15 protein-coding genes are annotated in these 16,641 nt (G+C 71.0%); 7 read left to right on the plus strand and 8 right to left on the minus strand.

The window, feature by feature from the left end:
• Nucleotides 1-8: 8 nt before the first annotated feature.
• The 7 genes from FM051_RS05565 to FM051_RS05595 all read left to right on the plus strand — a co-directional run bounded on the left by FM051_RS05565 (nt 9) and on the right by FM051_RS05595 (nt 7,524).
• Nucleotides 9-776 (plus strand): DUF6071 family protein, encoded by a 768-nt coding sequence (locus FM051_RS05565; RefSeq protein ID WP_158841348.1) that lies wholly within the window; start codon nt 9-11, stop codon nt 774-776.
• Nucleotides 773-1,771 carry an ABC transporter ATP-binding protein gene (locus FM051_RS05570; protein WP_202918696.1) on the plus strand — a complete coding sequence of 333 codons (999 nt, stop codon included), beginning with the start codon at nt 773-775 and terminating at the stop codon, nt 1,769-1,771. The genes FM051_RS05565 and FM051_RS05570 overlap by 4 nt, the downstream gene beginning before the upstream one ends.
• Nucleotides 1,768-2,598 (plus strand): ABC transporter permease, encoded by an 831-nt coding sequence (locus tag FM051_RS05575; RefSeq protein ID WP_158841350.1) that lies wholly within the window; start codon nt 1,768-1,770, stop codon nt 2,596-2,598. The genes FM051_RS05570 and FM051_RS05575 overlap by 4 nt, the downstream gene beginning before the upstream one ends.
• A 5-nt stretch (nt 2,599-2,603) precedes the next feature.
• Entirely contained in the window at nt 2,604-3,452 is an 849-nt protein-coding gene (locus tag FM051_RS05580; RefSeq protein ID WP_158841352.1) for an ABC transporter permease, read from the plus strand.
• A 493-nt stretch (nt 3,453-3,945) separates the two neighbouring features.
• Nucleotides 3,946-4,986 (plus strand): aminotransferase class V-fold PLP-dependent enzyme, encoded by a 1,041-nt coding sequence (locus tag FM051_RS05585; protein WP_158841354.1) that lies wholly within the window; start codon nt 3,946-3,948, stop codon nt 4,984-4,986.
• A gap of 61 nt (nt 4,987-5,047) precedes the next feature.
• The gene (locus tag FM051_RS05590; protein ID WP_202918697.1) at nt 5,048-6,190 is read left to right on the plus strand and encodes an aminotransferase class I/II-fold pyridoxal phosphate-dependent enzyme; all 1,143 of its coding nucleotides are present in this window, start codon (nt 5,048-5,050) and stop codon (nt 6,188-6,190) included.
• Nucleotides 6,191-6,765: 575 nt separating this feature from the next.
• Nucleotides 6,766-7,524: a serine/threonine protein kinase gene (locus FM051_RS05595; protein ID WP_158841358.1), complete on the plus strand. Its 759-nt coding sequence runs from the start codon at nt 6,766-6,768 to the stop codon at nt 7,522-7,524.
• 140 nt (nt 7,525-7,664) lie between these two features.
• Here the strand turns inward: FM051_RS05595 and FM051_RS05600 are convergent, their stop codons facing one another.
• The 8 genes from FM051_RS05600 to FM051_RS05635 all read right to left on the minus strand — a co-directional run bounded on the left by FM051_RS05600 (nt 7,665) and on the right by FM051_RS05635 (nt 16,640).
• Nucleotides 7,665-8,708, minus strand: coding sequence for an HAD-IIIC family phosphatase (locus tag FM051_RS05600; RefSeq protein WP_158841360.1), 1,044 nt, complete (start codon nt 8,706-8,708; stop codon nt 7,665-7,667).
• Nucleotides 8,705-9,829, minus strand: a complete 1,125-nt coding sequence (locus tag FM051_RS05605; RefSeq protein WP_158841362.1) for an acyl-CoA dehydrogenase family protein — start codon at nt 9,827-9,829, stop codon at nt 8,705-8,707. The genes FM051_RS05600 and FM051_RS05605 overlap by 4 nt, the downstream gene beginning before the upstream one ends.
• Nucleotides 9,826-10,683 (minus strand): 3-hydroxyacyl-CoA dehydrogenase family protein, encoded by an 858-nt coding sequence (locus tag FM051_RS05610; protein WP_202918698.1) that lies wholly within the window; start codon nt 10,681-10,683, stop codon nt 9,826-9,828. The genes FM051_RS05605 and FM051_RS05610 overlap by 4 nt, the downstream gene beginning before the upstream one ends.
• 40 nt (nt 10,684-10,723) lie before the next feature.
• Nucleotides 10,724-11,929, minus strand: a complete 1,206-nt coding sequence (locus tag FM051_RS05615; protein WP_158841366.1) for a cytochrome P450 — start codon at nt 11,927-11,929, stop codon at nt 10,724-10,726.
• The gene (locus FM051_RS05620; RefSeq protein WP_158841368.1) at nt 11,926-13,689 is read right to left on the minus strand and encodes a non-ribosomal peptide synthetase; all 1,764 of its coding nucleotides are present in this window, start codon (nt 13,687-13,689) and stop codon (nt 11,926-11,928) included. The genes FM051_RS05615 and FM051_RS05620 overlap by 4 nt, the downstream gene beginning before the upstream one ends.
• A gap of 18 nt (nt 13,690-13,707) precedes the next feature.
• Nucleotides 13,708-13,917, minus strand: a complete 210-nt coding sequence (locus tag FM051_RS05625) for an MbtH family protein (RefSeq protein ID WP_158841370.1) — start codon at nt 13,915-13,917, stop codon at nt 13,708-13,710.
• A gap of 97 nt (nt 13,918-14,014) precedes the next feature.
• Entirely contained in the window at nt 14,015-14,257 is a 243-nt protein-coding gene (locus FM051_RS05630; protein ID WP_158841372.1) for an acyl carrier protein, read from the minus strand.
• A 13-nt stretch (nt 14,258-14,270) separates the two neighbouring features.
• Nucleotides 14,271-16,640, minus strand: a complete 2,370-nt coding sequence (locus FM051_RS05635; protein WP_158841374.1) for an acyltransferase domain-containing protein — start codon at nt 16,638-16,640, stop codon at nt 14,271-14,273.
• Between the last annotated feature and the right edge of the window lies 1 nt (nt 16,641).

The following is a 16,641-nucleotide window of genomic DNA, read 5'->3' on the forward strand; positions in this document are numbered from 1 at the left end:
GGAAGAAGATGATCAAACTCCTGGTCACCAACGGCTGCAGCATGACCGCGGGCGAGGAACTCGACTCGCCGCGGACCCAGGCCTGGCCGGTGCTGCTCGCCCGCGCCCTCGGCGTGGAACTCGTCAACATGGGGTTGGGCGGCGGTTCCAACCGCCGGATCGTGCGGACGACGGTCGCCACGTTGCCTGCGCTGTGCGAGCAGCGGTCGATCGCGCCGGAGGAGACGCTGGTGGTCTGCACCTGGACCCGGCCCGACCGCACCGAGCACTTCGACCCGGGCTTCACCAGGAGGAGGTCGGAGTTCGACGCCGACGTGAACTGGCGGGTGATCGGCCCGTTCAACGACTCGCGCGACAAGCAGGCGAAGGCGTTCTACCGGCACCTGTGGTCCGAAGAGGGGCAGATCGGGTCCTTCCTGCTGGAGTGGATCCTGTTGGACAGCTTCCTGCGCCTGCGCGGGTACGTGTCGCGGTACGCCTTCGCCTACCGCGACGTGACCGCGCTGCCCACCACCCCGTCGCTGCGCGGTCTGCCGGGTCAGATCGACCGGACCACCGTGTTCGGCGAGTTCCCGGTCGGAGAGGGCATGGCCTTCGACGACATGACCCTCGACCTGCCCCGTGCGCCGCGCAACCACCCGTTGACCGAGGGGCACCACCGGTTCGCGGGGGCGCTGGCCGACTGGCTGGCCGCGGACCCGGAGGTGGGACCGGCACTGCCTGCGCTCCGGCGGGCGGACGGGGACGTGGTCGCCGACCGGGACACGTCCCGGTGACCGGGCGGGCCATCCACGTCCGCGACCTGACCAAGTCGTTCACGGTCACCACGCGGGGGGTCGGGATGAAGGGCGCGGTGAGATCGCTGCTGCGTCCGCGGCGGGAGCTCAGGGAGGTGGTTCGCGGTGTATCGCTGGACGTCGAGCACGGCGAGCTGGTCGGGCTGCTCGGCCCCAACGGTGCGGGCAAGTCGACCCTGATCAAACTGCTCACCGGCATCCTGGTACCCACCTCGGGCGAGTTGCTGGTCAACGGGCGGGTGCCGTACCTGGAGCGCGCCGGGAACGCGCACGACATCGGCGCGGTGTTCGGCCACCGCACCCAGCTCTGGTGGGACCTGCCCGCGGTCGAGTCGTTCGACATCCTCGCCGACATCTACGGCGTGGACCGCGCCGTGCACGCCGCCCGGCTGGCCGAGTTCGATGAGATCCTTGCCCTGTCCGACTTCTGGACCACACCGGTGCGCAACCTGTCGCTGGGGCAGCGGGTCCGCTGCGACCTCGCCGCGGCCATGCTGCACGGCCCGTCGATCGTGTTCCTCGACGAGCCGACCATCGGCATGGACGTCGTGGTCAAGCAGGAGGTCCGCGAATTCCTGCGCAGGCAGGTGACCGAGCACGGCCGCACGGTCATCCTCACCACGCACGACATGGCCGAGGTGAGCAGGCTGTGCGAACGGGTCGTGCTGATCAGCGGCGGTCGCGTCCTGTTCGACGGCGGCCTCGACCGCATCCGGGCGGACTTCGGCCGCCGGCGGCACGTGCGGGTGGTGTTCGCCGAGCCGGTCGGTGAGCTGACCCTGCCCGGCGTCGAGGTCGAGGTCCACGGCCCGACCGAGGTGACGCTCACCCTCGCCGACGACCTGGAGCACCCGGCGGTCGTCCGGTACCTGGTCGAGCGGTATCCCGTGAACGACATCAGCACCGGCGACGTGGACCTGGAGGACCTCATCCGGGACGTTTACGGGCGGATCGCGGTCGGAACCGATCAGTGACCGGCGGCCCGAACCAGCCCTCCGCGTCCCCGCGCGCCAAGGGGCCGCTGCGGATCATGCCACGCATCGAGCTGAACGACCGCTCGCGCTTCCTCACCGCCGGGCTCACCGTCGTGGTCCAGATGTTCCTGTACCACGCGCTGTGGAGCAGCCTCTACGGCGCAGCGGACGTCGTGGTGGCGGGCGCGAACGCGACGCAGAGCACCTCATACTCCGTGCTCGCCGTGCTGAGCACCGTCATCACCTGGGCGTCCAGGTCGTACTCGAAGGAGACGATGCGGTCGCTGGTCAACGAGGGCCGGATCATGTACTGGTTCCTGCGCCCGATGGCGCCCCGGCGGTTCTACTTCCTGCGCGTGGTCGGCGAACTGCTCTACGGCACGGCGTGGCTGCTGCCGGCTGTCGTGTTGGCGGTCTCGGCCGGACTCGTCATGCCGCCGCCGTCGGCAGCTGCCCTGTTCGCTGCGCTGGTCGGGTTCGCGCTGGGCCAGGTGGTGGCGTACTACCTGCGGTCCTGCGTCGATCTGGCGTGTTTTTGGTTCACCACCAACGAGAGCACCATCCGGATCTACTTCTTCGTCCAGGCGCTGCTGTCCGGTGCGCTCGTCCCGCTGTGGTTCTTCCCGCCGTGGTTCGGCGAGATGTCGTCGTGGCTGCCGTTCCAGGGCATCCACCACATCCCGCTGTCGGTCTACGTCGGCCGGCGGCCGCTGGAGACCCTGCCGTGCGACCTGTTCGTCGCACTGTGCTGGGTGGCCGTGCTCGGGCTGGTGACCAGGGTGATGTGGCGTGCGGCGGCGCGGCGCGTGTCAGTGCAAGGGGGATAGCGCGGATGACGCGCGCGACGGTGCCCGCGCGGCGCGGCGGCATGGCGCACAGGCGGCGCCGAGCCCGCCTGTACGCGCGGATCTTCGCCCTGACCGTGCGGGCCAGGCTCCAGTACCGCGCGGACTTCCTGCTCGCCATCCTCAGCGGCGTGGCGTGGCAGATGTCCGTGTTGGTAGTGGTCGGGGTGCTGCTGACGCGGTTCCCACAGCTCGACGGGTGGTCGGGGGGCGAGGTGGTGCTGCTGGCCGGCATGCGCCTCGCGGCACACGGGATCTACGTCTGCCTGCTGAGCAACATCATGCTCCTGCCGCGGATCGTCGAGGAGGGCCGGCTGGAGGTGTACCGGCTCCGCCCGGTGCCGATGCTCACCCAGGTGTTGCTGACTTCCTGCAACGTCAACGGTGTCGGGGATTTCTTCGTCGGTGTCACGTTCCTGCTCGTCGCCGTGGGTGAGGCGGGGGTGGAGTGGACCGCGGGCAAAGTGCTGTTCCTGCTCGCGGCTTTGGTGGGCGGGGCGCTGCTGGAAGCCGCTGTCCAGCTCGTGGTCAACCGGCGCGCGCTGCGGCATCCTGAGACGTTGGCGTTGTCGGTGTGGCTCGATGAGCTGTTCGGGATGTTCGGGAACTACCCGCTGAGCATCCTGCCGATCGCGGTTCGGGCGCTGTTCACCTGCGTCCTGCCGATCGCGTTCATCGCCTACTTCCCGGCGGCGGTGATCACCGGCAAGGTCGACACCCTGGACGTGCCGGCGGCGTTCGCCTACGGGTCACCGCTCGCCGGTGTCCTGGTCTTCCTGACGGCACGCGCCCTGTGGTACCGCAGCCTGCGTCGCTACGAGGGCGTCACCGCCTGAGGACGCTCGGAACCCAGTGGTTCTGCCGCCGCGACCCGTGATCACGAACCGCGTTGCCGGTCCTGCGCGGAATTCCTGACGGTCCTGTCGCAACTGCTGGACCGACCGGACGCCCGATGGCACCGCTGAGCCGTGGACGTGCCACAGCACGACGTCGTAGCGGCGCTGCCAGTCGTACAAACGCTGATTGCTCATCTCCACGACTGCGACCTCGTGCCGAGGTGGGACAGGAATTCTGATCCGTCGGTCAGGGAGTCATCAGCCGCGAGCGGGTCACCTGCTCGATGGCGGAGATGATGTCGATGCCGGCTAAAGGTTTTCTGGTAAGAACGTCTGTGGGGTCGGATCGTCGAACGTGATCCCGTGACGCGGTTGGGGGACTGCATTGGTCGAGTCTGTGTACCACCTTCTGGGGCTGCGGCCCGTGGTGAACGCGCTGGGAATCTACACCGATATCGGTGGATCCCGTCCGTCCCAACGGGTGTGGTCTGCCATGGAACGTGCGAACGCCCAGTTCGTGAGCATCCCGGAGTTGTTGGACCGGACGGGTGTGCTCATCGCCTCGAAGATCGGCGCGCCGGCGGCGCGCGTTACTCCGGGTGCATCCGCGGGTATAGCGATGGCCACCGCGGCGTGCATGGTGGGTGACAATCTCCGCCTGGCTGAACGACTTCCGGACACCACGGGCATCCCGTCACGCGTGCTCATCCAGCGCAGACACCGGTACAAGTACGACCGGATGATCCGGCTGGCCGGCGCGGAGCTGGTCGAGGTGGGCAATGTCAACGGCACGGACGCCGAGGAACTGGCCGAGGCTGTCGACGAGAACACCGCCGCCCTGTTCGTCCCGGCCCATCTGGACGGTGTCGAGGGCACCGTCAGCCTGGAAGCGGTGGCCGACGTCGCGCACGAGCGAGGCATCCCGGTCGTGGTGGACGCCGCGTACCTGAACTTCCCGGTGGACCTCATCGGGTCCTTCGGCCGCCGCGGCGCCGACCTCACCGTGTTGAGCGCCAAGTATTTCGGTGGCCCGAACACAGGAGGCGTGCTCTACGGTCGACAGGACCTTGTCGACGCCGTGGCCGGAGTCGACTTCACCCGCTTCGAGGCGGGCAAGCACCTGCCGTTCGGCCGGGCGTACAAACTCGACCGCCAGCTCATCGTGGGTGTGGTGACGGCCCTGGTGGAGTGGTTGGAGATGGACCACGACAAGCGCTTCGCCGACTACCGGAGGTTGGTGGAGATCGTCGATGGGCATCTGGTCGGCATCGACGGGATAGTGACGTGTCCCGTGTCGTTCACAATGGACGAGCGGGTGGTGCCGGAACCGGTCAACGGCCTGCGTGTCAGACCAGACGAGGACGGCGTCGCCGAACGGGTCGCACGACGCCTGTCCGAGCGGGACCCGGCGATTCTCGTGCACGTGATCGACGAGGCCGTCATCGTCGACGTGGAGTGCGTCGACGATGACGAAGCTCACCTGATCGGTGCCGGCCTGCGTGAAGAGCTGTCATGCGAAAAGCAGCGGCCATGATCTCCCGGAGCTCCGGCCCGGCCGCCCTCCACCGGTGGACCGACCTGAAGGGACGGTTGGCTTGAGCACGTCCAGTCAGAACCTGACCTCGTACGAATCACTGGCATTGGCAGGGCCGTTGAACCTGTCCGACGGCCACCCGCGCCAGGCGCCCACCGAATCGCAGGCCGCGATCCTCGACCAGATGACGCCGCTGTACCGCGGCGCCGGGCACTCCACGTTCGAGAAGGTCGAGACGCACGCCCACGAGCGGTTCTTCTCCGCGCTCGGCCAGAAGAGCGCCCCGATCGGCACCGGTCGCGTGCTGAGCTGCTACTCCTCGTCGGTGGCGGTGGACATCTTCGCCAGGGCACTGCGGGACCGCACCGACAGGGTCGGCCTGCTGCACCCGACGTTCGACAATATCCCCGACCTGCTGCGGGCCTGGGGGCACAACCTCGTACCCGTCGCGGAGACGGCACTGTCCGCGCACGACGACTCGGTGTTCGACGGCGACATCGGGTGCGTCTTCGTGACCACGCCCAACAACCCCACGGGCTGGGTCATGCTGCCGGAGACCATGCGCTGGCTCGCCCGCGAGTGCTCCGCCCGTGGCGTGGTCCTCGCGCTGGACACCTCGTTCAGGGGATTCGACACCCGGGCCTGGTACGACCACTACGCCATCCTCGAAGAGTCCGAAGTGGACCACGTGGTGATCGAAGACTCAGGCAAGCTGTGGCCGACCCAGGAGCTGAAGGCGGGCTTCCTCGTCGCGGGCGCCGGCGACCTGCCGCTCGTGGACGCGTTCTCCGACGTACTGCTGACGATCTCGCCGTTCGTGCTGGCGCTGCTGGGCGAGTTCGCCGCCGACGCCGCGGACGGCGGGTTCGCCCGGTTGCACGCAATGGTGAGCGAGCACCGCGTCTTCGTGCGGAACGCGTTGGCCGAGCTGAACCTGCCGGCGCCGCCCGACCCGGAGTCGCGCGTCAGCGTGGAGCGGGTGGCTCTGCCTCCCGGGGTGTCGGCAGGAGAGGCGTACACGGCACTCAGCGACATGGATGTGCACGTGCTGCCCTGCGGTCCGTTCCACTGGGACGAACCGGGGGAGGGAGACTCCTTCATCCGCCTGTCGCTGGCGCGCGACACGGAGATGCTGCGGCAGGCGGTCACCCGCACCGCCTCGTGGTTGGCACAGGCGCGCGCGTCGGTTGGACGGCCGGCATGAGCACGTCGGTGGCCTTCGCCCGGTGAACCACCCCCCCCAAGAGCTGTCGAGGGCGAAACCGCGATCCCGACATCGAAGACGGAATCGTCCGGGAGCGGGCTATCCGGCACTTCGCCGCCGATGTGCGGCGCTCCGGTCGGCAAGTCGTCGACATGGTATTCCGGGAGCGCCCGAAACTGCGGGACACCCAGGCGCAGTCGTGATATCCGGTAATCCAGGCCGATATGTCGACCGCACGCCGGCATCCGACTGCGAGCGGCGCGCGAGACCGGCTGTGGCCGGGTACGTCGAGTGTCCGCCGTCACGCCTTTCGTGATTCCTTTCCCGGTAGCGGCCGGTGTGCGAATCAGGCGGGTGAGACGCCGGTATCCGAGTTGGTTCGACTTTTCGCGTGCGGACCACTGTTGATTGGAGTTCCGCCGGTGTGGCGAATGTTCGTGTGCTTGACAAATGGTTGACGCGGACTTTTCGGGGTGGTAAGCCGAATAATGTCGACTGCACTCGCAGTGTGAGCGACGTGGCATTCTGAAAGGGGATCGCGACATGTGCTGCGATCAAATGATCGTGGTGGGGGAATGACTGCGGTGACAGTCGGGGCCGAGGGCTTGCACGTCCAGCTCGACGACGCCGGGCGGGCCGAGGCCCGGTCGCTCGCGCCGGGGTCCTCACTGGACCTGGTCAGCGACTCGGACGGGATGATGTCGATCGGCAGGCGCAGGCGCGGCGACTCCGCGATCGGGCGGATCACGGCCGGGCAGCGCGACTGGCGGCTGGCCAACCGCACGAAGGCGACCACGTTCGTGGTGGAGAACCTGGAAGGTGGTGGCGAGTACATCAAGGTCCCGCCGCTGCGGGAGGGCGTGTGCATCCCGTTCGAGCTGGCCAAGATCGTGGTCCCGCTCGAGTCCGGGGCGGCGGCGGTCAAGGTGTTCTCGGCTCCGCCGGAGCTGATCGACGCGGCAGAGGCGGTTGACGTCCGCTCCGTGCGGTCGTCGCTCGACCGCACCGCCAAGTACTTTCTGGTGTTGGTGGCGCTGTGCGAGCCGCGGCTGCGCAACTCGTCGGTGGTGGCGGTCCCTCCCGTGCCGGCCATCGTCGAGCGGCTGCGTCCGCTGCCGGGGTTCGAGCAAGTCAGCCGGACGGCGGTGAACTATCACATCGACTACCTGGTGTCGAACAAGTTGCGGGCGCACTTGCGGGACATCGAGAGCTCGGGTGACCGGATGAACGGCAAGCGCGACGCGCTGGTGGACATCGCGGTCAAGTACGACCTGGTCCGCGCCGAGCACCTGATGCTGCTGCCCAGCCGCTCGACGATCCGGCCGGCCCGCTGACCGGAGCAGGCCGGGCGGACGCGGGCCAGTCACGGGTGACCGAGGCCGGCCCGGCCGTCCCGCTCATGCGCACACCTCGCCGGCGCTCGGCGCGGCAAGCGCGACGCGCGCTGTGTTGAATGATTCGCTCGCGAACTCGCTCATGCCGTGAGCAGGCGCACGGTGCGCGACACGGGCTGCGGGGTGGGCTCCAGGTGCAGCCGGCGCACATCCGCCGTGCTCGGGACGAGATCGGCCACGCACTCGCACGACCGATCTTCGAAGCCCGCGAACCGGTAGGTCACCGCCATCATCCGGTTGCGCTCGGTGCGGCGGAAGTCGGCGACCAGGTGGACCTTCGCGCCCACGGCGCGGTCGATCAGCCAGCGCAGGACGGTCGACCCCACGCCGTAGGACACCACCCGGCACGAGGTGGCCAGCAACTTCAAGTGCCACACCGCCGCACCCCGGTCGAGCAGCACGATCCCGACCTCGCCGTGGTCGCCGAACCGGTCGCGCAGCCGGACCACGAGCACCTCGTGGTCGGCGTCGGACAGCAGTGCCTCGAGAACCTCGTGGGAGTAGTGCACGCCGGTCGCGTTCATCTGGCTGGTCCGCCGGGTGAGTTCGGCCAACCTGTCCAGGTCCGCCGCCGTCGCCTGCCCGATGGTCATGACCGCGTCCAGCGACCGCAGGAAGTCCTCGTCGGTGCTGGTGAACTCGCGGCGAGCGGCGGCACGGCGCGACCGCGCCTGGTACAGCTCTCGCCGGCGGGCGGCGGTGGCCGTCCGCGGCACGTCGAACTCCGGCAACGTCACCAGGTCCGACACCCGGTCGGCCAGGTAGCACCGCACGGCGGGCAGGTGGAAGGCGACCTCGGCCTGCTCCACGGCCTGGTCGTCGACGAAGGCGATGGTGTCGAGGGCGAACCCGAGTTCCTCGGCGATCTCGCGCACCGAGTCCGACTTCGGGCCCCAACCGATCCGGGCCGCCACGAAGTACTTCGCGACGCCGAGCTCCTCCAGCTTCGCCCACGCCGCGTCGTGGTCGTTCTTGCTGGCAACAGCGTGCAGCACGCCCCGTCTGTCCAGTTCCACGAGCGCCGCGTGCGCCTCGGGTCGCAGCCGCGGTTCGTCGGCCTCGGCCAGGACGCCGTGCCACAGCGTCGCGTCGAGGTCCCACACCAGGCACTTCACCAGGTTCATGACCACACCTTCAGCGCGTGCTCGGCCAGCAGGAGCTGGTTGATCTCCGTGCTGCCCTCGATGAACTCCATCAACTTCGCGTCGCGGTAGGCCCGGGCGACCGGGTGGCCGTCGTGTGCGCCGGCCGAGCCCAGCACCTGGACGGCGGCCGTCGCGCCACGTGCCGCACCGGTCGCGGCGACCTGCTTGGCCAGCACGGCCGCGGTCACCGCGTCCGGCGAACCCGCGGCCCACAGCTCGCCGGCGTGCACGCAGGTGTGCGTGGCGGTGCGTTCGGCGACCAGCAGTTCGGCCAGGTGCCGAGCCACCAGCTGGTGGTCGGCCAGCGGAACGCCGAACTGCGTGCGGGTCCGGGCGTGCGCGGTCGCCGCGGCCAGGCACGCACGCAGGATGCCCACGCAACCCCACGCCACGGACAGCCTGCCCGCGGTCAGTGCCGAGGCGACGAGCATCCCGAGCGGCAGGCCCGCACCGCCGAGCAGCGCGTCCCGATCGACCCGGACCCCGTCCAGGAGCACCTCGGCGTGCCCCGCTGCCCGACAGCCCAGCGGGGCGGGCACGGGCTCGACCGTCACACCGGGCAGGTCGGTGTTCACCAGGACGATCCCGCCCCCGTCGGCGTAGCGGCCGAACACCACGACGACATCGGCGTACACCGCCGCGGTCACCCAGCTCTTGCGGCCGTCGACCACGAGCGCGTCGCGGTCTGGTCGGATGGTCGTCGCGATGGCCCCGAGGTCGCTGCCCGCGGAGGGTTCGCTGAACGCCACCGCTGCCAGGTCCCCGGATGTCAAGCGGGCGAGCTGAGCCGCCCGGTGCGCGTCGCGGCCGAACCGGCGCACCGTCCACGCGGCCATGTCGTGCGAGGTCAGCACGCTGCGGAGTGAGCTGCACAGCGCGCCGACCCCGGCGGTGTACTCCCCGGCCCGCGGACCGGCCAGCCCGAGGCCGCCGTCCTCGGTCGGGAGGTCGGGGCACAACAACCCCCGGCCGGCCAGCCCGCGGACGACGTCGACCGGAAGCCTGCCCGCGAGGTCCCACTCGGCCGCCCGGTCCGCGACCGCCGCCGTGACCTCGGCGAGCGCGGCGGCGGACCGCTCCCGGGACCCGGTGGTGGTCACGCCGGCCCCGGGTAGGTGAAGAAGCCGCGGCCGGACTTGCGGCCCAGGTCACCCGCCCGCACCTTCGCCAGCAACAGGTCACTGGGCTGGTAGCCGAACCCGCCGAGGCGTTCGTGCAGGACGGTGAGCGAGTCGACGACGTTGTCCAAGCCGATCAGGTCGGCGGTGGCGAGCGGGCCGGTGCGGTGGCCGAGGCAGTCGGTGAAGGCCGTGTCCACCACCTCCGGCGTCGCCAGTCCTTCCTGCACGATCCGGCTCGCCTCGTTGATCATGCGTTGGAGCACCCGGTTGACCACGAAACCCGGCCCGTCGCCGACCACGACGGCGGTGCATCCCAGGGCGTCCAGCAGCGAGGTCGCCGCGCGCATGGTCGCTTCCGCCGTGCGTGGGCCGCGCACCACCTCCACCGCGCGGATGTGCGTGGGCGGGTTCATGAAGTGCAGCCCGACCAGGTCCGCCGGTCGCCCGGTGCGGTCGGCCAGGTCGTCGACCGGGATGCCGGACGTGGTCGAGCCGAGCAGTGCGTCCGGCGCGGCCATCCGCGCCACCTCAGCCAGCACCGCCGCCTTGACCGGGAGGTGCTCGGGGACCGACTCGACCACCGCCCGCGCCACCGCCACGTCGGCGAGGCGGTCGGTGGCGGTCAGCGCGCCGTCCGGCGTCCCGGTCGGCAGCGCGCCGGTCAGCCGGGCCAGCCGCAGCAGAGCGGACACCCGAGATCCCGCGGTGTCCACGGCACGCCGGTCGGAATCCACCAGCACCACGTCGACACCACGGCCGATCGCCAACGTCGCCAGCCCGGTGCCGAGCACACCCGCGCCGACGATCGCCAGCGGCCTGTGATCCGCTGTCAACCGCGCCTCCTCCACGTCGACCCGGGTCGCCGACCCGGGTTCAGTCCCGCCACGTCACCCACAGGTGCTCCAGTCCGCGCAACCCGAGGTTGGCGCGCCACGCGCCCGACATGTCGACCGCGCGCAACCCCGGGAACCGTCCCAGCAACGCGCGCAGCGCCACCAAGCCCTCGGTGCGGGCCAGTCCCGCGCCGAAGCAGAAGTGCGCCGACCAGCCGAACGCCAGGTGCCGGTTGTCCGCTCGGCCCAGGTCGAGCCGACCGGGATCGGGGAACCGGCTCGGGTCCCGGTTCGCCGCGCCCAGCACCGCGACCACGGCCTGCCCGCGCCGCATCCGCGTGCCGCCGATCTCGACGTCCTCCTTGGCCACCCGCGCGGTGTGCTGGCTCGGGCTCTCGAAGCGGAGCAGTTCCTCGACCGCACTGGGGAACAGTCCCGGGTCGGCGTGCAGCCGGCGCAGTTGGTCGGGGTGGCGCAGGAGGGTGAGCACGCCGTTGCCGATCAGGTTCGTCGTGGTCTCTTGGCCGCCGACCATGGTGAGGACGAGGTTGGCGACGATCTCGTCCTCGGACAGTCGCCGGCCCTCGACCTCACCGTCGACCAGCGCCGCGACGAGCCCTTCGCGCGACCGGTCCGGCCGGCGCACCGCGTCGCGGAAATACGCGAGCATCTCCTCCAGGCCGCGCAGCAGGTGGTGCGCGCGGTCGGGATTGTGCTGGAAGTTGCCCAGCACCTCGGCGAACGTCTCCGACCAGGCTTTGAGCATCAGGTGGTCGTCGATCGGGACACCCAGCACGCGCGCGGTGACCATCGCCGGCAGCACCGCGGCGAAGTCGGCCAGCACGTCCATCCCGGACTGCTCGGCCACACGGTCGAGCAGCTCGTCGGCCAGGGCGGCGATGTCCGCGCGCAGTCCCTCGACCCGCCGCGGGGTGAACGCCGCCGCGTACAGCGCGCGCAAGCGGGTGTGCTCGGGAGGGTCGACGAACAGCATCTGCCGCACCATCACCTCGGCGACGGGCGCCAGCCGGGCCATTCCCAGCTCGCGCAGCCGGTCGGGTCCCGGTGTGCGTTCGGCCGACAACCGGTTGAGGACGTCGACCACGTCGGCGTAACGCGTGACCACCCACACGTGCAGGTACGGGTCGAAGTGCACCGGGCTCTCGGTGCGCAGCCGGTCGTACAGCGGGTACGGGTCGGCCAGCACGTCGGGGGAGAGCAGGTGGTGCAGGCTCAGCTCGGTCACGGGCGGTCCGATCCGGCGGCCTCGTCCTCGCTCAGGGCCTCGACCTCGTCGAGCAGCATCGCCTCGATGCCCGCGGCCATGCGGGACACAGTCGGATGGGCGAACAGGAAGCGCAGCGTCATGTCGACGCCGAACCGTTCCTGGAGGCGCATCACCAACTGCGCGCCGAGCAGCGAGTGGCCGCCGAGGCGGAAGAAGTCCTCGTCGACGGCGACGGTCGGCAGCTGGAGCACGTCCGCCACCATCGGCACGAGAGTCGCTTCGAGCTCACCGCCGAGTCCCGGGTTCCGCCCTGGAGCCGGTGCGGGCGGCAACTCGGCCCGGTTCACCTTTCCGTTGGGGCTCAAGGGGAATTCGGTCAGCCACACGTAGCCGCCGGGGACCATCGGCGCGGGCAGTCGGTCGGCGACGAAGGCCACGAGTTCCTCCTCTCCGGGTGGATCGCCCTCGGACACGAGGTAGGCGATGAGCCGTGGCGTGGTGGGCCGGCCAGGCTCGGGCACGACCACGGCCGAGCGCACCGCAGGGTGCGCGGTCAGCGCGGCGGCCACCTCGGCGGGCTCGATCCGGTAGCCGTTGAGCGAGATCTGGTCGTCCACCCTGCCCAGGAACTCGAGTTCTCCGTCGGGACCGCGGCGCACCCGGTCGCCGGTGCGCAGCAGCCGCGTGCCGGGACGTCCACCGAGGTGGTCGGGCACGAAGCGCGAGGCCGTCAACGCGGGTTGGCCCGCGTAGCCGCGGGCGAGGGCGGGACCGCCGAGCAGGAGCTCGCCCGCGGTTCCTCCCGGCACCGGGTGGAGGTCCTCGTCGACGATGTGCACGTCGGCGTGGTCGACCGGGGTGCCGATCGTGGGTGTGCCGACGCCGGGTCGCACGTGGCCCGTCGTCGACACGACCACCGCCTCGGTGAGTCCGTAGTTGTTGACCACCGCGAAGGGGAGTCCCGGCGGCGGTCGGCGCAGCAGCGCCTCGCCACCGGTGAGGAGGGTGCGCAGCGGCGTGTCGGCGGGCCAGTCCAGAGCCATCAGCGACTCGGCCAGCGCGGTGGGCGCGAACGCGGTGGTGATGCCCTCGCGCGACAGCCAGTCCCGCAGCGCGGTGGGCGACAGCCGGGTCTCCTCGTCGGGTACGTGCAGGGACGCGCCCGCCGTCAGCGCCGCCCACGTCTCCCAGACCGCGGCGTCGAAGCCGGGACCGGCGATTTGCGCCACCCGGTCGGCCGAGGACAGGGCGAACGCGCGGTGGTGCCAGTCGACGAGGTGGCGCAGCCCGGCGTGGTCGACCTGCACGCTCTTCGGGCGGCCACTCGACCCCGACGTGTGGATGACGTAAGCCAGCGAGTTCTCGTGATGCCGCACGGCGGACGACAGTCCACTATGGACGAATTGGTCGGCGGTGAGGTCGATCTCCGTCACACCCGCCGGCGCGCGTAGTCCGCCCGGCGCGCGAACCAGGATCGTCGCGCCGGAATCGGCCACCGTGGACCGCAGGCGCAGCACCGGGTGCGCGGGGTCGACCGGGGCGTAGGGCGCGCCTGCGGTGAGCACGCCCAGCGCGCCGATCACCAACGCCGCCGACCGGGGCAGGCACAGCAGCACCGGTGTCTCCGGTGCCGCGCCCGCCCGTCGCAGTCGTTCGGCGAGCGCGTCGGCACGATCGACGAGTTCGGCGTAGGTCAAGGCACCGTCGGGGCCGATGACCGCCACGGCGTCCGGCGTGCGCGCGGCCCACTTCCGCACGAGGTCGTCGACACTGTCCACGTGGTCCTCCGGCCCGTATCAGCGGTCGGCCTGCATCGCACGGCGCAGACTCGCCGGACGCATGTCCGTCCACACCGCGGCGATGTAGGCCAGGCAATCGTCTCTGGAACCCTCGACGCCGATGTCCCGCCAACCCGGCGGATCGTCCAGGCCGATGCGCCAGACGGAGTACTGCTCCTCGTGGTTGACCACCACTTTGTAGCGTTCTTCGCGTGCGCTGTCCGACATGACGGCACCCCCGTGGTGATTGTCGTCAGCACCGCTGCCGCGCGGGTACTGACATGTGTGTCTTGACAGTTCCACCGCGCCTCGCGCGGAAAGCCCGCTACCGCGCCAGCTTGCGCGCCACGAAGCGCTCGATCGCCGCGATGCTGCGGAAGTTGTCCAAGTTCAGGTCCTCGTCGGCGACGACGAGCGCGAACTCGTGCTCCACGAACACCACGAGTTGCAGCGCCAGCAGCGAGTTCACCAGCCCCGTGGCGAAGATGTCGTCCTCGCGGCGCAGCTCGACCCGCTCGCTCACGTGCCGTTGGAGGAACTCCGACACCTTGGTCGTGACATCCGGCATGACACCGCTCCTTTCATCGTCGGCTCCAGCCCCGGTAGTCGAACGGGTAGGTCGGCAACGGCACCCGGACCCGGTCGGGGTGCACCCTGCGCCAGTCCACGAAGACACCGCACCGCCACAGCTCGGCCAGCCCGCTCGGCAGTGGGTCGTCACCGCGGCCGTCATCGGGCAGCATCGCGACGACCCGACCGAGCCGCGCCCTGGTCATCCGCGTGTGCTGGCGGGCGAACGAGCTGAGCGCGGTGCCGTGGCCGACCTCGACCAGGACGTGGTCGCGATCGGCGAGAACAGCGCCGACGCCGTCGTGGAACCGGACCGTGCCGCACAGGTGCTCCACCCAGTGGTCCGCGTCCGGCGCCACGGTGAGCCACGTGCCGCTCACCGTGGACACGAGCGGGATCGCCGCCGGCGAGAACCGCGTCGCCGCGGCGACGCGGTGCAGGTCACACGCGACCGGGGCCAGGGTGCGCGAGTGGAACGCGTGCCGCACGTCCAATGGGCGCGAGGCGATGCCCCGCGCGGCCAGCGCGGTCGCGATCCGCTCCACTTCCGCCGGTTCCCCGGCCAGCACGCAGGCGCCCTTGCCGTTGACCGCAGCCAGATCGACCCCCGGCCGGAGGTGTTCGCGGGCCTCCTCCTCGCCCAGCGGCACGGCGATCATCGAGCCCGCAGGCAGGTCGGCGATCAGCCGGGCGCGTTCGGCGACCAGCCGGACGGCGTCCTCGGGGTCGATCGCACCCGCCACGCAGGCCGCGACGTACTCGCCCAGGCTGTGGCCGACGACGGCGGCTGGTTCCACGCCCCAGGCCATGAGCTGCCGGGCCAGCGCGTGCTCGCCGATGAACAACGCGGGCTGGGCCACCGCGGTGTCGGTCGGCTCCGGCGTGGTCCGGGTCCTCAGCAGGCTCAGCGGGTCGCCGCCGGCCGTGGTCGGGCGGTCGCTCATGAGCACCTCCCGCACGCGGTGGGCGAGGTCGGGGTCGAGCGCTCGCAGACCCCGGTCCACCCAGTGCCGGTAGGTCTCGGCACGGCGGTACAGCCGTGCGCCGGAGCCGTCGTGCCGCACGCCCAGGCCGGGGAACAGGAACACCGCCCTGGCCTTGCCGTGCACGATCACCGGCGTCGCCCGGCCCAACTCGTCGCGGGCCTGCGCGGTCGTGCTCGCGGTGATCGCGATGCGGTGCGGCAACGGACGCCTGCCGACCTGGAGCGTGTGGGCGATGTCGGCCAGCGCGCTGTCCGCCGCGGTGTCCAGATGCGTGCGCAGGCGCGAGGTGAGCACGCCGAGCGCAGGCGCGGTGGCTGCGGAGAGGGGGATCACGAACGGCCCCTCGGGCGCGGGTGGGATGGGGCGCGGGGGTGGCGACTCCTGCACGACCACGTGCACGCTCGTGCCGCCGACACCGGCCGAACCGACGCAGCCGATGCGTGCTCGACCGGGTTCGGCGGTCCACGGGCCGGGCCGGTCGACGGCGGTGAACGGCTCCCCGGTGGCCGGCAGAGCGGCCACCGGACGGCTCTCGGGTGTTGTCGGGAACTCGCGGTGCGCCAATGCCAGCACGAGTTTGAGCAGGCTGCGGATGCCGGCCGCGTGTCCGGCGGCCCGTGTCGTCGCGTCCGCACCGCCCACCACCACTCGACCCGCGCGCGTTCCGGCGAAGGCGCGTCGCAGGGACTCCGCCTCCGCCGCGACGTGCTCGGGGAGGTCGAGGGCCGCTGGTTCGAAGTAGTCGACGTCCTCCGCTGACACCCCCGCACACCGCCATGCCTCGGCGACGGCGGCCGATCGGGCCAGCGGGTCCGCGGCTGCCCACCCGGCCCGCCTGCCCCCGTCGTTGCCGACCGCCGAACCGCGGATCACCGCGAGGACGCGATCACCCGCCGCGTCCTCGAGCCTGCGCAGGACGACCACCCCCGCACCGCCGCCCGGCGGCCCCGCCGCGCCGCCCGCCAGTGCCAGGTCGCAGTCACCGGTCCGCAACGCCTGCGCGGCCACGTGCACGGCGGCCAGGGACGAGGACTCACCCGAACCCACCGACAGGGCCGGGCCGGTGGTGTCCAGGCAGTACGCCACCCTGGCGGCCAGCTCGTCGGGCACGGGCGAGCCGCCGTAGACACCCACCCGACCGGTGAACCCGGACGGGTCGTGGCCCGCGTCCTCCGCCGCGGTGAGGCAGCACTCCAGGAACAGCCGGACCGCGGGGTGGAGTTCGTCGGCCTCCGGTTCCGCGAGACCGAAGCAGGCGGCGTCGAACCCGTGCGGATCACCCACTGGTCTGCTGGTCGAAGCGGTTCGCACCAGGCGCCACAGCCCGTGGTGGTCCTCCGCGTCCGGGTAGCGGGCGGCCAGGCCGATGACGGCGATGTCGGCGGACCCCGGCACG

This window comes from Saccharothrix deserti (genome assembly GCF_009769385.1).
Taxonomy (GTDB): domain Bacteria; phylum Actinomycetota; class Actinomycetes; order Mycobacteriales; family Pseudonocardiaceae; genus Actinosynnema; species Actinosynnema deserti.